This window comes from Pseudomonas sp. ef1, assembly GCF_007293365.2.
GTDB classification, from domain to species: domain Bacteria; phylum Pseudomonadota; class Gammaproteobacteria; order Pseudomonadales; family Pseudomonadaceae; genus Aquipseudomonas; species Aquipseudomonas siliginis.
This window is the reverse complement of record NZ_CM129815.1, coordinates 1290497-1305781: the sequence shown is the minus strand read 5'-3', so window position 1 is coordinate 1305781 and position 15285 is coordinate 1290497. Positions and strand designations below refer to the sequence as shown.

Annotated in this window: 13 protein-coding genes and 2 pseudogenes; 8 read left to right on the top strand and 7 right to left on the bottom strand. The window is 60.7% G+C overall.

Annotation, left to right across the window (positions count from 1 at the left end):
- Window positions 1–185: 185 nt before the first annotated feature.
- The 4 genes and pseudogenes from FEE99_RS06100 (at window position 186) to FEE99_RS06085 (ending at window position 5089) form a co-directional block, all read left to right on the top strand.
- Window positions 186–1470: pseudogene (locus FEE99_RS06100) on the top strand (murein hydrolase activator EnvC family protein).
- 31 nt (window positions 1471–1501) lie between these two features.
- On the top strand, window positions 1502–2821 hold the full coding sequence (locus FEE99_RS06095; protein WP_039756590.1) for a S41 family peptidase: 1320 nt from the start codon (window positions 1502–1504) through the stop codon (window positions 2819–2821).
- Between the two features lie 2 nt (window positions 2822–2823).
- Window positions 2824–3600 (top strand): divergent polysaccharide deacetylase family protein, encoded by a 777-nt coding sequence (locus tag FEE99_RS06090; RefSeq protein ID WP_041477527.1) that lies wholly within the window; start codon window positions 2824–2826, stop codon window positions 3598–3600.
- 115 nt (window positions 3601–3715) lie between these two features.
- Window positions 3716–5089, top strand: coding sequence for a Vps62-related protein (locus tag FEE99_RS06085; protein ID WP_081932411.1), 1374 nt, complete (start codon window positions 3716–3718; stop codon window positions 5087–5089).
- Here the strand turns inward: FEE99_RS06085 and FEE99_RS06080 are convergent.
- From FEE99_RS06080 to FEE99_RS06050, 7 genes are all read right to left on the bottom strand, one after another.
- On the bottom strand, window positions 5070–5825 hold the full coding sequence (locus FEE99_RS06080) for a substrate-binding periplasmic protein (protein ID WP_041477526.1): 756 nt from the start codon (window positions 5823–5825) through the stop codon (window positions 5070–5072). The two genes, FEE99_RS06085 and FEE99_RS06080, sit on opposite strands and share 20 nt — an antisense overlap.
- A 73-nt stretch (window positions 5826–5898) precedes the next feature.
- On the bottom strand, window positions 5899–6669 hold the full coding sequence (gene hisF / locus FEE99_RS06075) for an imidazole glycerol phosphate synthase subunit HisF (RefSeq protein WP_016772122.1): 771 nt from the start codon (window positions 6667–6669) through the stop codon (window positions 5899–5901).
- A 107-nt stretch (window positions 6670–6776) separates the two neighbouring features.
- On the bottom strand, window positions 6777–7517 hold the full coding sequence (gene hisA, locus FEE99_RS06070; protein ID WP_039756586.1) for a 1-(5-phosphoribosyl)-5-[(5-phosphoribosylamino)methylideneamino]imidazole-4-carboxamide isomerase: 741 nt from the start codon (window positions 7515–7517) through the stop codon (window positions 6777–6779).
- 101 nt (window positions 7518–7618) lie between these two features.
- Window positions 7619–7879 carry a DUF2164 domain-containing protein gene (locus FEE99_RS06065; RefSeq protein WP_016772123.1) on the bottom strand — a complete coding sequence of 87 codons (261 nt, stop codon included), beginning with the start codon at window positions 7877–7879 and terminating at the stop codon, window positions 7619–7621.
- Complete coding sequence (hisH, locus tag FEE99_RS06060; protein ID WP_016772124.1) at window positions 7880–8518, bottom strand: imidazole glycerol phosphate synthase subunit HisH; 639 nt, start codon at window positions 8516–8518, stop codon at window positions 7880–7882. It lies immediately after the preceding gene.
- Window positions 8518–9111, bottom strand: a complete 594-nt coding sequence (hisB, locus tag FEE99_RS06055) for an imidazoleglycerol-phosphate dehydratase HisB (protein ID WP_016772125.1) — start codon at window positions 9109–9111, stop codon at window positions 8518–8520. Before hisB ends, hisH begins: the two co-directional genes overlap by 1 nt.
- Window positions 9112–9384: 273 nt before the next feature.
- A complete protein-coding gene (locus FEE99_RS06050; protein ID WP_016772126.1) occupies window positions 9385–11049 on the bottom strand; it encodes an OFA family MFS transporter in 1665 nt (554 codons plus the stop codon).
- Between the two features lie 361 nt (window positions 11050–11410).
- Here FEE99_RS06050 and FEE99_RS06045 point away from each other — a divergent pair.
- From FEE99_RS06045 to FEE99_RS06030, 4 genes and pseudogenes are all read left to right on the top strand, one after another.
- Window positions 11411–11599 (top strand): annotated as a pseudogene (locus tag FEE99_RS06045) (aspartate 1-decarboxylase autocleavage activator PanM); the annotation flags it as partial.
- 78 nt (window positions 11600–11677) lie between these two features.
- On the top strand, window positions 11678–13894 hold the full coding sequence (locus FEE99_RS06040; RefSeq protein ID WP_041477525.1) for an AsmA family protein: 2217 nt from the start codon (window positions 11678–11680) through the stop codon (window positions 13892–13894).
- Window positions 13891–14958, top strand: a complete 1068-nt coding sequence (gene mutY, locus FEE99_RS06035) for an A/G-specific adenine glycosylase (protein WP_041477524.1) — start codon at window positions 13891–13893, stop codon at window positions 14956–14958. The genes FEE99_RS06040 and mutY overlap by 4 nt, the downstream gene beginning before the upstream one ends.
- Complete coding sequence (locus FEE99_RS06030) at window positions 14955–15227, top strand: oxidative damage protection protein (protein WP_041477523.1); 273 nt, start codon at window positions 14955–14957, stop codon at window positions 15225–15227. The genes mutY and FEE99_RS06030 overlap by 4 nt, the downstream gene beginning before the upstream one ends.
- Window positions 15228–15285: the final 58 nt, after the last annotated feature.

The window sequence follows — 15285 nt, the reverse complement described above, 5'->3', positions numbered from 1 at the left end:
CCGCGTGTGCTGGTTTTACGACTGCTGCGCAGCCGAACGGGGATAAATCCCCTCGCCACAGGTCACTCCTGCATTGGTGTGCAGTGTTTTTCTGTCCAGTTATCACACAGCCCCAATTGGGCGTTTTTTTTGCAGCCTCGGGCGGGCATACTAGGCCGTCCCTTACCCTGGTGCCGCCCGCCCCTATGCTTCGCGTCCTGATCGCCCTTGCTCTGACCTGTCTGCTCCAGCCGGCCTTCGCCGACGAGCGCGCGCAAACCCAACAGCAGTTGGAGGCCACGCGTCAGGATATCGCCGAGCTGAAAAAGCTTCTGGGCAAGCTGCAGGAAGAAAAGTCCGGCGTGCAGAAAGAGCTCAAGGGCACTGAAACCGAGATGGGCAAGCTGCAGAAGCAGGTCGACGCGCTGCAGAAAGAACTGCAGAAAAGCGAATCCGAGCTGCAGCGACTCGATGCAGAGAAAAAAACTCCAGAGCGCGCGCACTGAACAGCAGCGACTGATCGCCATTCAGGCCCGTGCGGCTTACCAGAACGGCCGCCAGGAATATCTCAAGCTGCTGCTCAACCAGCAGAATCCCGAGAAATTCGCCCGCACCCTCACCTATTACGACTACCTGAGCCAGGCACGCCTGGAGCAGTTGAAGAACTTCAACGAAACCCTGCGCCAACTGGCCAATGTCGAAAAAGACATCGGTCTGCAGCAAGCGCAGTTGCTGGTGCAGAAAAGCGACCTCGACACGCAGCGCGAAGCACTCGAGAAAGTCCGCAAGGAGCGCCAGCAGGTTCTCGCCAGACTCAATGACGACGTCAAGGCCCGCGACCAGAAACTCGCCGCCCGCGAGCAGGATCAGGCAGACCTGTCTAAAGTCCTTAAAACCATTGAAGAAACCCTGGCCCGACAGGCTCGTGAGGCAGAAGAAGCGCGGCAGAAAGCGCTGATCGCCCAGCAGGAAGCGGAAAAAAAGCGTTTGCGTGAGGCGCAGGCTGAAACCAGCGACGCCCCACGAAAACCCGCCAGATCAAGCCCCGGCGCGCTGGTATCGAGCAGCGGCGAAACGTTTGGCGGGCCATTTGCTGCAACCCGGGGAAAACTTCCGTGGCCGGTTGATGGTCGATTACTCGCACGCTTCGGTGAAAGCCGTGGCGACGACGCCCGCACCAAGTGGGATGGCGTGATGATCAGCGCCTCCGCCGGCAGCCAGGTGCACGCCGTACACGGCGGGCGCGTGGTGTTCGCCGATTGGCTGCGCGGTGCCGGTTTGCTGGTGATTCTTGATCACGGCAACGGTTTTCTGAGTCTTTACGGCCACAACCAGACGCTGCTCAAGTCGGCGGGTGATGTGGTCAAGGCGGGCGAGTCGATTTCCACTGTCGGTAACAGTGGCGGTCAGGACACGCCAGCGCTGTATTTCGCAATTCGTCAGCAGGGTCACCCGAGTGATCCGGCGCAATGGTGCCGTGCGCAAGGATAGGCGCACCACCTAATTCAGGAGTTCGTTCGACATGCTGCATTTGTCCCGCCTTACCTCGCTGGCCCTGACGATCGCCCTGGTGATCGGCGCGCCTCTGGCGTTCGCCGCGCAACCGGCCCCGACCGTCGCTCCGGCAGGCACTGCCGCGACCGCCAAGGCGCCGTTGCCACTGGAAGAGCTGCGCACCTTCGCCGAGGTCATGGACCGGATCAAAGCCGCGTACGTCGAGCCTGTAGACGACAAGACCCTGCTGGAAAACGCGATCAAGGGCATGCTCAGCAACCTCGATCCGCATTCGGCCTACCTTGGCCCGGAAGATTTCACCGAGCTGCAGGAAAGCACCAGCGGTGAATTCGGCGGCCTGGGCATCGAAGTCGGCGCCGAGGACGGCTTCATAAAGGTCGTCTCGCCGATTGATGACACGCCAGCGTCGAAGGCGGGCATCCAGGCGGGTGACTTCATCGTCAAGATCAACGGCCAGCCAACCCGTGGCCAGACCATGACCGAAGCCGTCGACAAGATGCGCGGCAAGATCGGCCAGAAAATCACCCTGACCCTGGTTCGCGATGGCGGCACGCCGTTCGACGTGACCCTGGCCCGTGCAGTAATTCAGGTCAAGAGCGTCAAGGCGCAGCTGCTGGAATCGGGCTACGGCTACATCCGCATCACCCAGTTCCAGGTCAAGACCGGCGAAGAAGTCTCCAAGGCTCTGGCCAAACTGCGCAAGGACAACGGCAAGAAGCTCAACGGCATCATCCTCGACCTGCGCAACAACCCCGGTGGCGTGCTGCAATCGGCGGTGGAAGTGGTCGACCATTTCATCACCAAAGGTCTGATCGTCTACACCAAGGGCCGCATTGCCAACTCCGAGTTGCGCTTCTCCGCCACCGGCAAGGACGAAAGCGAAGCGGTGCCGATGGTCGTGCTGATCAACGGTGGCAGTGCATCGGCTTCGGAGATCGTCGCCGGCGCCCTGCAGGATCAGAAACGCGCCGTGGTCATGGGCACCACCAGTTTCGGCAAGGGCTCGGTGCAGACCGTGCTGCCGCTGAACAACGACCGCGCGCTGAAGATCACCACCGCGCTGTACTTCACGCCGAACGGCCGCTCGATCCAGGCTCAGGGCATCGTGCCGGACATCGAAGTGCGCCGCGCGAAGATCACCAACGAAGCCGACAGCGAGTACTTCAAGGAAGCTGATCTGCAAGGTCACCTGGGCAACGGCAACGGCGGCGCCGACAAACCGAGCGGTTCCGGCGGCAAGGCCAAAGCGATGCCGCAGGATGACGATTACCAGTTGGCCCAGGCCCTGAGCCTGCTCAAAGGCCTGAGCATCACGTCCGGCCGCTGAGGATGTTGCTGCGTTCCCTCTGCGTTCTGTTGTGCTGTCTGGCGGGTCTTGCCCAAGCAGAGCCCGCCAGTTCCTCGCCGCACAAGGCCTACCTGACACTGATCATCGATGACCTGGGGCAGAACCTGCCCCGGGATCGTCGCGTGCTCGCCCTGCCCGGCCCGGTCACGGCGGCGATCATGCCCGATACCCCCCACGCCACGGAATTTGCCCGCGAAGCCCATCGCGCCGGCAAGATCGTCATCCTGCACATGCCCATGGACCCGGCCACCGGGCCTTACGCCTGGCACCCGGAACTGCCCATCGAAGAGCTGCAGAAACGCCTGAATGCCGCGTTTGAAAAAGTCCCGTTCACCGCCGGCATCAACAATCACATGGGCAGCCGCATGACCGCGCAGCCAGCGGCGATGGCGTGGCTGATGGGCGAATTGCAGCGTCGGCACAAGTTCTTCGTCGACAGCCGCACCAGCGCTCAAACGGTCGCTGCGCAGCAGGCGCAGAAAATCGATCTGGCCAGCGTTTCCCGTGATGTGTTTCTTGATGATGAGCGCACCGAAGCGGCCATTGCCACTCAGTTGCAGACCGCGATCGCCTTGGCGCACAAACAGGGTTCAGCTGTAATGATCGGCCATCCGTATCCGCAGACCCTGGCGGTGCTCGAGCGCGAATTACCCAAGCTCAAAGCGCAGGGCATCGACTGGATCGATATCAGGCAGATGATCAGCGTGCGCAGCAACCGCGCCATGGCTGGCCATGGCAAGGATGGCGTTTACCGGTAACACCCGGTCACGTTGCAATACATAGTTACCACCGAACGCCCCTCCCCCTTCCGGATAGTGAGACCTGCAACAGGTCGCGACTCCTTTGAGTCGCTTGCAACTATCAGGAGTGCCCATGACAAACAACGCCCCGATTATCCCGCCCGTTGGGCGGACTGAACCGATCCGCATCGATAACCTGCTGATCAACTTCACAACAGAATTTCTGCGCATCTGGGATACCAACGGTTTGTCAGCCAGACCCGCGTCGTTCTGGCGCCCGACCCCGGCTCCCGACGCGCTGCCCGGTTATTTCCCCTTGGGCGACTTCGTCACCAGAGGCGTTGGCAACATCAACGGCGAACGCGTGGTGGCGGTTGTTTGTGAGGCAGACATTGCCAGCACTGACCCCACCAAAGGCAGGGCACTGCGACGTCCCGATGATTACGAGCTGGTCTGGAAGGACTCCGGATCAGGCTCGAAAAGAGATCTGTCGATCTGGCGACCGCTAGCTCCCGCAGGCTACGTAGCGCTGGGGTCGGTGTGCTCGAACGATCATGAAAAACCTTCGCTCAACGCGGTGCGCTGCGTTCGCGAAGACCTGGTGATCGCGTCGAATACCACCGATCTGCTCTGGGACGACAAGGGCAGCAAGGCCCGACAGCGCGTCAGCACCTGGAGCGCCGTTCCTCCAGCCGCTTTGCCGGGCGAAGTCTATTTGGCATCGGGCAGTTTTTTCAGCTTGAGTGACTACACCCGACCGGCCAGTTTCCCGGTCTACTGCTTGCGCTTGCAGATCGGCCTGCAGATGTCTACACGCCCATCTCCACCGGTGCTCTGCGGCGAAACGCCAACACCTGTAGAGCCAACGGACGATGCGACTTACACCGCCAGCCTCCCCTGGTTCACGGTCAACGATCCGCGTTACACCGCCGCTGAGCAATGGCGTCACTCGCCCTTCTATCTGCTTGAACGCAAGGATCGCTACATCCTCGTCGGTCACGCACGCAACAGTGGCAACGACAACCAGATATTCAGGTGGAATGCGCAGCGCGCCCAGCGTACTGGCGGCTTACGTACTTTCACCCAGACCACATCCATCGAATTCGGCGCGCAATGGCAAACCCGTCAGCACGGCGCGCTGATGTTTTCCGCACGGCTGGGCCACGATTTCACCCAATGCGAACTGCATTCGAATGAATGGCTCAATACTGCGACCATCGAAGTGGTTGCAGTGGTGGACAAAAACCGCTCCGTGGCGGCTTATCTGGCGCAGAGCGAATACAGCCTGGTGCGCGCAGACGGTACGTCAGTGACGGAAGGTTTCAGCTACACCGATGGCAATAGCCTGCATATCAGCCAGTACGCACCCACCGAGCCTGAAATCATCGTCGCAACTGAGCCGGAGGCGGTCGAAGATCAGACTGTGCTTGCGCCTGCGACCGAGGGCGAAATCAGCGCCTCCCAGCCAGAGCCCGACGAGTCAGCCGTTACAGATAGCGCGCCATGATTTCATCGACCACGCCTTCCTTGCGCAACTGATCCAGCGCGGTCTGTAGCTTGTTGACCACCTCATCGGAGACGTCCTTGTTCAGCGCCAGATACAACTCGGCGCTGTTGAAGCGCAGCACGGTCTTCAGGCCGGTCACGCCATCCTGCCGCGCCAGATAACGGCCGGCAGGATCACCCGTGGCCCACAGATCGATCTGGCCATTGAGCAGTTTTTTTGCGTTGTCCTGATCGCGCAGCACTACCACCGGTTTGAGGCCTTGCTTGGTGAGCGTCTCGGCAATCGCATCGCCCTTGTAGGCGCCGATCTTGTATTTGCGCGCATCATTGAGGGTTTCGAGGGTGATCTTGCTGTCAGCCTTGGCCAGCAGGATCCAGTCGTCCGGGCCGATTGGGCCGACCCATTTGAACAGTCTTTCGCGATCGGGCAGGCGCGCCATGACGAAGGCCCCGTAGCCGGGATTCTCCAGGGCGAGTTTGTAGACACGCTCCCAGGGGAAACGCAGGGTCAGGCTGTAAGTGAGGCCGGCGCGCTGGAACATCTCGCGAACGATGTCCGTGGCAATGCCGTTGATGTTGTCGCCCTGGGCGAAATTCTTGCCGTTCTTCGCCATGTTGTACGGCGGGAAGTTCTCGGTGAGCAGCACCAGATCGGTGTCGGGACTGGTTTCGGCCCGGGCATTGCTGATGAACAACAACGAGGCGCTGGCGAGAACAACAAGCAGGCGTTTGATCATGTCGGGCTACCGGAATCCATGGCGTGCCCAAGAGTGCCTTGGGCGCGCCATGCTGTCCACTGGCCTGTACGCTTTAGCGCATGACGATGCCGCGATGCGACATGTAGGCCTTGGCTTCCTGCACGGTGTATTCGCCGAAGTGGAAAATACTCGCCGCCAGCACCGCACTGGCATGGCCTTCGAGAATGCCATCGGCCAGATGCTGCAAATTGCCGACACCACCGGAAGCGATCACCGGAATGCCCAGCGCGTCGCTGATGGCGCGGGTCACGCCGAGGTCGAAACCGTTTTTCATGCCGTCCTGATCCATGCTGGTCAGGAGGATCTCGCCGGCACCGAGGCCTTCCATTTTCTTCGCCCACTCGACTGCGTCGAGACCGGTCGGCTTGCGCCCGCCGTGGGTGAAGATTTCCCAGCGCGGGGTTTCGCCGGGACCGGAAACTTTCTTGGCGTCGATGGCAACGACGATGCACTGCGAGCCGAAATGCTGCGCGGCCTCGCCGACGAACTCGGGGTTGAACACGGCGGCGGTGTTGATCGACACCTTGTCCGCGCCGGCATTGAGCAGATTGCGGATGTCCTGCACGGTACGCACACCACCGCCGACGGTCAGCGGAATGAACACCTGGCTGGCCATGCGCTCGACGGTATGCAGCGTGGTGTCACGGCCATCGACGCTGGCGGTGATGTCGAGAAAGGTAATTTCGTCGGCGCCCTGCTCGTCGTAGCGACGGGCGATTTCCACCGGGTCACCGGCGTCGCGGATGTTCTCGAACTTCACGCCTTTGACGACCCGGCCGTTGTCCACGTCCAGGCAAGGGATGATGCGTTTGGCTAACGCCATAAGACTTAATCTCCGATTAAGAAGCTTCAAGCTTCAAGCTGCAAGAAAGGGCGGATTGCGGTCGCGCTTCTAACTTGCAGCTCGCAGCTTGCAACTTGAAGCTGCTTTTATCTGGCCGCGTAGCCATCACAAAAAGCTTGAGCCTCTGCAACATCCAAAGTGCCCTCATAGATCGCCCGGCCGGTAATCGCGCCGATGATGCCCGGTGCCTTGGCGTCGAGCAGCGACTTGATGTCACCCAGGTTATGGATGCCGCCGGAAGCGATCACCGGAATCCTGGTGGCAGCGGCCAGCGCGGCGGTGAACGGTACGTTGCAGCCCTGCATCATGCCGTCTTTGGCGATGTCGGTATAAACGATCGAGGATACGCCGTCGGCTTCGAACTGCTTGGCCAGGTCGATGACCTGTACGGTGCTGATTTCCGCCCAGCCGTCGGTGGCGACGAAACCGTCTTTGGCATCCAGACCGACAATGATCTTGCCCGGAAACGCACGGCAGGCTTCAGCAACGAACGCCGGATCTTTTACGGCTTTGGTACCGATGATCACGTAGCTCACGCCCGCCTTGACGTAATGCTCGATGGTTTCCAGCGAACGGATGCCGCCACCGATCTGGATCGGCAGGGTCGGGTAACGCTTGGCGATTGCGGTAACCACTTCGCCGTTGACCGGCTGGCCTTCGAACGCGCCGTTCAGGTCGACCAGATGCAGACGGCGGCAACCGCCCTCCACCCACTTGGCAGCCATGCTCACCGGGTCATCGGAGAACACCGTGGAATCTTCCATGCGGCCCTGGCGCAGACGCACGCAGGCACCGTCTTTAAGATCGATAGCAGGAATAATTAGCATGCTTTTCCTTCGTCAAAGAGCTGCAAGCTGCAAGCTTTAAGCTGCAAGCGCGCACGTGTGTCTGATTCTTGCAGCTGACAGCTTGAAGCTTGCAGCTGCTCCTAATTTTTTTCGAGCGCCCACAGGTCGCTTTCGATGCTTTCAAACCGTTCCTTGAGGTGGGTCTGCACATCGAAAATCGCCCTGTTGTAATAGTGCGGAGCAATCTCGCGGGTAAACAGCTCAAGAATTTCCGCCGCTTCGAACGACCCCAGGTCCAGTTCGAAACGGTCTTCCATGAACCGCTGAATCTTGCGACTGGCCTCGCTCTCCTGCTCGGGAGTGAGGGTCAGAATCGGCGGTTTGGATTTCTTGACAGCCATTTACCAGCGACCGTCCCACGCAGCGAAGTTCTGCAGCAGTTGCAGGCCGTGGGTATGGCTTTTCTCCGGGTGGAACTGCACGGCGAAACGCGAGCCATCGGCCAGCGCTGCGGCGAAATCGACACCGTAATGACCGCTGCCTACAACCTGACGCGCATTGGCGGCGGCGATGTAGTAGCTGTGCACGAAATAGAAACGCGCCAGGTCGGGGATGTCGTGCCACAGCGGGTGACTGATGTTCTGCTTCACCTCGTTCCAGCCCATGTGCGGGACCTTCAGGTGCTCGCCGTCTTCGTGCAGATCCTTGCCGAAGAATTTCACCGCGCCCGGAAACAGGCCGATGCAGTCGACGCCGGCGTTCTCTTCGCTGGTATCGAGCAAGGCTTGCATGCCGACACAAATGCCGAGGAACGGCCGATCCTGGCTGACCTCACGGACCAGCGAATCGAAGCCGAGGCGACGGATCTCCGCCATGCAATCGCGAATCGCGCCAACGCCCGGGAATACCACACGGTCGGCTTCTCGAATCACGTTCGCGTCGCTGGTAATCAGCACCTTGCCGGCGCCGACGTGCTCGAGCGCTTTGGCCACCGAGTGCAGATTGCCCATGCCGTAGTCGATAACTGCAACCGTCTGCATTACAGAACGCCTTTGGTCGACGGCATTTGCCCGGCCATGCGCTCGTCCAGCTCGACAGCCATGCGCAGCGCGCGGCCGAAAGCCTTGAACACGGTTTCGATCTGGTGGTGGGTGTTGGTGCCGCGCAGGTTGTCGATGTGCACGCTGACCAGCGCGTGGTTGACGAAGCCCTGGAAAAACTCCTGGAACAGGTCAACGTCGAAACCGCCGACGGTAGCGCGGGTGTACGGCACGTGCATCTGCAGGCCCGGGCGACCGGAGAAATCGATCACCACGCGCGACAGCGCTTCATCGAGCGGCACGTAGGCATGGCCGTAGCGACGGATGCCTTTTTTGTCGCCGATGGCTTTGGCAAACGCCTGGCCGAGGGTGATACCGACGTCTTCCACCGTATGGTGGTCGTCGATATGCAGATCGCCCTTGCATTCGATATCCAGGTCGATCAACCCGTGACGGGCAATCTGATCCAGCATGTGCTCAAGAAAAGGTACACCGATATCGAATCGGGCCTTTCCGGTGCCATCAAGGTTGATCGAGGCTTTGATCTGGGTTTCCAGAGTGTCGCGCTCGACAGACGCCTTACGTTCGGCCATCACCAGCTCCGCAAAATCATTGGGCGAAAAAGGCAGCCATTATAGGCACGCGAGGCGCAAACAGAAACACGAGAGGAGAGATGCCTGACGGATAGAACGCCCGGCTGTCGCGGGTAGACATGTCCATACAAGCCAGTACAGGCATGCCATAAACAAATGTGGGAGCGAGCCTGCTCGCGAATGCGGTACGCCAGCCAACATTGATGTCGACTGGTGCTCCGTCTTCGCGAGCAGGCTCGCTCCCACAGGTTCGGTGTTTATTCAGCTAACACCTTAGTGAAACAGTACCGCCGTCTTCTGCAGGGTCACCCACACACCCCACGCCAACGGAATACCCACTACCAGCCAGGCAGCGATCGCCAAAGGCTTGGTGCCCGGCGCAGCTTTCCACTCCAGAACGGTGCTGGCATCGGCACCCTTGTCGTGGCCCAGCGCCTGTTCGGCGGCCAGTTCAGCGTCGGTCATGAAGTACTTGTCGGCCACCGGGCGCACCATCAGATTGCACAGGAAGCCCAGAACCAGCAGGCCGGCGAGGATGTACAGGGTGATGTCGTAAGCGGCAGCGCGTTCCACGCCGATGCTCAACTGATACTCACGCAGGTAGTTCACCAGCACCGGACCGAGCACACCGGCAGCGGCCCAGGCAGTCAGCAGACGACCGTGGATCGCACCGACCATCTGTGTACCGAACAGGTCGGCCAGATACGCCGGAACCGTGGCAAAACCACCGCCGTACATCGACAGGATGATGCAGAACGCCGCCACGAACAGCGCAACGTTGCCCAGATGGCCCATGTTCGGAATCAGCGCGTACAGGGCAAAACCCAGCGCGAAGAACACGAAGTAGGTGTTTTTGCGGCCCAGGTAGTCCGAGAACGAAGCCCAGAAGAAGCGGCCACCGATGTTGAACAGGCTCAGCAGTCCGGTGAAGCCCGCTGCGATCGCCGCGATCGAGGCCAGTTGGCCAGCGTCGAGTTGACCGAACGGCACATCGACGCCCAGCAGTTTGCCGCCGAACACTTCCTGCAACAGTGGCGAAGCCATGCCGAGGATACCGATACCCGCCGACACGTTCAGGCACAGCACCAGCCAGACCAGACGGAATTGCGGAGTTTTCCACGCTACATTCACGTGAACGTGACGGTTGGTGATCATCGCGTTGGAAGCTTTCTTCGCCGGAGCGGTCCAGCCTTCAGGCTTCCAGCCGGTTGGCGGCACGCGGTAGGACAATGCGCCACCGATCATGAACACGAAGTAAATGGCCGCCATGGCCACGAAGCTCTGCCATACGCCCACGCCTTCTGGCGATGCGAAGTGGCTCATCAGCGCAGTCGCCAACGGTGCACCGACCATCGCGCCGCCACCGAAGCCCATGATCGCCATGCCGGTCGCCATGCCGCGCTTGTCCGGGAACCACTTGATCAGGGTCGACACCGGCGAGATATAGCCCAGGCCCAGACCGATACCGCCGATCACGCCGGAGCCGATCCACATCAGCCAGATCTGGTGGGTATAGATACCCAGCGCGGAAATCAGCAGACCGCCGCACCAGCACAAGGCCGAGACCACGCCCGCTTTACGAGGCCCGGCGTGTTCCAGCCAGCCACCCCAGATCGCTGCCGAGCAGCCGAGGAAGATGAAGAACAGCGTGTAGATCCAGCCGAGCATGGAGATCGGCCAGTCGCAGTTCGACGAAAATACCTGTGCGATGAAGCTCATGTCCGGCGCGCAAGCCACCGGCGCGGTAACGCCCAGCGCCTTGGACAGCGGCAACCAGAACACCGAGAAGCCGTAGGCCATGCCGATGCACAGGTGAATGGCCAAAGCGGCCGGTGGAACCAGCCAACGGTTGAAACCGGGCTTGGCGATGATGCGTTCCTTGGACAGGAACGCAGGCTGGTCGGCTTTGAGGCCGTCCGCCGTGATGCTCGTGCTCATTGTGTATCCCCCAATTGTTAGTATGGTTCGCCAGCCACTGCTCACCCTCGGCCTTATGCACGCAGGCATGACCGTTTTTTTAGGTGAAGCTCCTTGAAGGCGCGACGTTAAGTCGCAGACGGGCGGACGAACTGGCGAAGGTTACCATTCTCAGGTGACAGAAAAACCAAACTGATATCACCTTTTTTCTGTCAACTGTGTTCGCCCCCTGTAGGAGCTGCGGAACGCTGCGAACTTTTGATCTTTTTGAAAATGCCAAAATCAAAAGATCGCAGCGTTCCGCAGCTCCTACAGACGGCATTTCAACGGGGTTACCATGCCGGATGTTGTTCAGGTGCCTGACACCGATATGTGCATTCGCTACTTGTCCCATTTATGCGTGCGAAAAGTTACCCGTCGCCTTGGCGGGGCTGAACGACTGGTGAACCAAGCGCAGAAAATGGCGTCGCAAGCGGGGGCCGGATTGCGCCCTCTGGCGCCCGCCGGGCATCCTCAAGCGCAGGCACCGGTGGCGGAGTTGCAGGTGCCACCGCCGACCCTCGGCAGATGACGCCACACCGAACCGGGTGTTTGCAGCGCTATACTCCCCGGCCAAATGACGAATTCGACTAACTACAAGGACTCGCCCATGAAAGCGTTCGGCAAAATCCTGGGTCTGGTACTTCTCGGGCTGTTGCTGATCATTGTGGCGGCAGGTTTTGCCCTGACCCACCTCTTCGATCCCAACGACTACAAAGACGAGATCCGCCAGATAGCCCGCGACAAGGCCCACATCGAGCTGACGCTCAATGGCGATATCGGCTGGAGCCTGTTCCCGTGGCTCGGCCTGGAATTGCACGAAGCCAGCGTCGCCACCCTGGCCAAACCTGCCGAACCGTTTGCCGACTTGCAGATGCTCGGCCTGTCCGTGCGCGTGCTGCCGTTGTTGCGCCGCGAAGTGCAGATGAGTGACGTGCGCGTCGAAGGCCTCAACCTGCGCCTGAACCGCGACAAGAACGGCCACGGCAACTGGGAAGACATCGGCAAGGTGCCTGTGGCACCTGGCTCGACTCCACCCGCCACACCGGGCGCGACCGCCAGCGAGCCGACCGTCGCCGTGGAAAAACCGGCGCAACCGATCCGCCTCGACATCGACAGTCTGACCGTCAACAACGCCCGCGTTGAATACAACGATGAGCTGACCGGCAAGCAGTTCAGTGCCGAAAGCATTCAGTTGAGCACCGGCCCGGTACACGATTCGACCAATATCCCGGTGAAAGCCACCGCGTTCCTTGGCACCAATCAACCGGTGCTGCGCGTGCGTACCGAGCTCAACGGCGAGCTGCGCTTCGAGCGCGCCCTGCAACGCTACAAGTTCGAAGACTTGAAGCTGACCGGCGAACTCGCTGGCGATCCGCTGCAAGGCAAAACCATGACCTTCTCTGCTCAGGGCCAGTTATTGCTGGACAAGGCAGCGAACGTCGCCGAATGGACCGGCATCAAGATTTCCGCCAACCAGTTGCGCGCCCTGGGCGAGTTGAAAGCCAACGACCTCGACAAGACGCCACAGATCAGCGGCGGCATTTCCATCGCCCAGTTCGATCTGGCGAAATTCGTCGACAGCATCGGCCAGACACTGCCGGCGATGGGCGAAGGCAGCCTGAGCAAGGTCGAACTGGTCAGCCGCGTTGCGGCCACCCCGACCAGTCTGTCGTTCGACAATATCAACCTGAAACTCGATGACAGCAGCTTCAGCGGCCGCATCGCCATCGAGGACTTCGCCAAACAATCGCTGCGCGCGATTCTCAAGGCCGACACGTTCAACGTCGACCGTTACCTGCCACCGAAATCGGCCCAGGCCAACAACGCCACGCAAACCCGTCAGGCCGAAGTCGCCAGCACCGAGGCTGGCGCCGTCGCAGGCACCACGCCGCTGCCGGACAAACCGAGCAAAACCGCCTGGAGCACCGAGCGTCTGCTGCCGGTCGAACGCCTGGCCAAACTCGACGTCGATGCCGACCTGACCTTCGGCCAACTGACCCTCGACAAGCTGCCGATCCAGAACGCCGCGCTCAAAGCCACCGGCCAGGGCGGCTTGCTGACGCTGACTAACCTGAGCGGTGATCTGTACAACGGCGGCTTCGTCGCCAACGGCACACTCGACGTACGCCCAAGCGCGCCGGTGCTCAACCTGCAGACCCGGCTCAACCGTGTGCCGGCTGAAAAAATCATCGAAAGCCAAGGCAAGACTCCGCCGGTCAAAGGTCTGGTAACGCTGACCAGCAGCCTCACCGGCAGCGGCAACAGCCAGCAGGCGCTGATCGACACGCTCAACGGCAACGCCAGTTTCGTCATCAACAACGGCGTGCTGCTCAACGCCAATCTCGAACAGCAATTGTGCAAAGGCATCGCCACCCTCAACCGCAAGACCCTTAGCGGCGAGCCTCGGGGCAAGGACACGCCGTTCGAGGAGCTCAAGGGCAACCTGACCGTGCGCAACGGCGTCGCCAGCAACCCCGACCTGAAAGTGCGTATCCCTGGCATGACCGTCAACGGTGACGGCGACATCGACCTGCGCGTGCTCGGCATGGATTACCGCGTCGGCATCATCGTCGAGGGCGACACCAGCGCCATGCCTGACCCGGCCTGTCAGGTCGGCGAGAAGTTCGTCGGCATCGAGTGGCCGCTGCGCTGCCGTGGCCCGCTGGAACTGGGGGCCAAGGCCTGTCGCGTCGACAATGACCGCCTTGGTCAGGTCGCCAGCAAAATGGCCGGCAACAAACTCAGCGAAAAGATCGACGAGAAATTGGGCGACAAAGTCAGTCCGGAACTGAAAAACGCATTGAAGGGGCTGTTCAAGCGATGACAGCGGAGCAGTTTTCCACGGCGGTGCTGGAATGGTTCGACCGCCATGGCCGCCACGATTTGCCGTGGCAGCAGGACATCAATCCGTACCGGGTGTGGGTGTCCGAGATCATGTTGCAGCAGACTCAGGTCAGCACCGTGCTCAACTATTTCGAGCGTTTCATGGCGGCGCTGCCGACAGTCGAAGCGCTTGCCGAAGCGCCGGAAGACGAGGTGCTGCATCTGTGGACCGGGCTGGGTTATTACACTCGCGCACGCAATCTGCAGAAGACCGCGAAGATCGTCGTCAGCCAGTACGCTGGCGAATTCCCGCGCGACGTGGAAAAACTCACCGAGCTGCCGGGCATCGGCCTGTCCACCGCCGGGGCGATCGCCAGCATCAGCATGGGCCTGCGCGCGCCGATCCTCGATGGCAACGTCAAACGCGTGCTGGCGCGCTTCACTGCGCAAGAGGGCTACCCTGGCGAGCCAAAAGTGGCCAAACAGCTCTGGGCCAACGCCGAGCGCTTCACCCCGCACGATCGGGTCAACGCTTACACCCAGGCGATGATGGATCTTGGCGCCACACTCTGCACGCGCAGCAAGCCGAGCTGTCTGCTGTGCCCGCTCAAGCGTGGCTGTGAAGCGCACATGCTTGGCCTGGAAACACGTTATCCGATTCCCAAGCCACGCAAGGCCATCCCGCAAAAACGCACGCTGATGCCGATGCTCGCCAACGGTGAAGGCGCGATTCTGCTTTACCGCCGCCCGTCGACGGGACTGTGGGGCGGTTTGTGGAGCCTGCCGGAGCTGGATGATCTGGAAGATCTGCAACATCTTGCCGATCAGCACTCGCTGACCATGGGCCAGCAGCAGGCGCTGCCGAGCCTGATTCACACCTTCAGCCACTTCCAGTTGTCCATCGAACCGTGGCTGGTTCAGGTGCAGGAAGCCAGCCATCACGTGGCCGAGGCCGACTGGCTCTGGTATAACCTCGCCACCCCGCCGCGCCTGGGCCTTGCTGCCCCGGTCAAGACCTTGCTCGAGCGCGCGGCCGCCGTATTGAATGCAGGAGAGTCGCCATGACCCGCACCGTAATGTGCCGCAAGTACAAAGAAGAACTGCCCGCGCTGGAGCGCGCCCCTTTCCCGGGTGCCAAGGGCCAGGATATTTTTGACCACGTCTCGGCCAAGGCCTGGGCCGACTGGCAGAAACACCAGACCCTGCTGATCAACGAAAAGCGCCTGAACATGATGAACGCCGACGATCGCAAATACCTGCAGGGCGAAATGGACAAGTACTTCTCCGGCGAGGAATACGCCAAGGCCGAAGGCTACGTGCCGCCAGCCGAATAACCGGTATATTTCGTAAGCGACGGAATTAATTTAAGAAATTTTCAAAAAGTCGTTGACG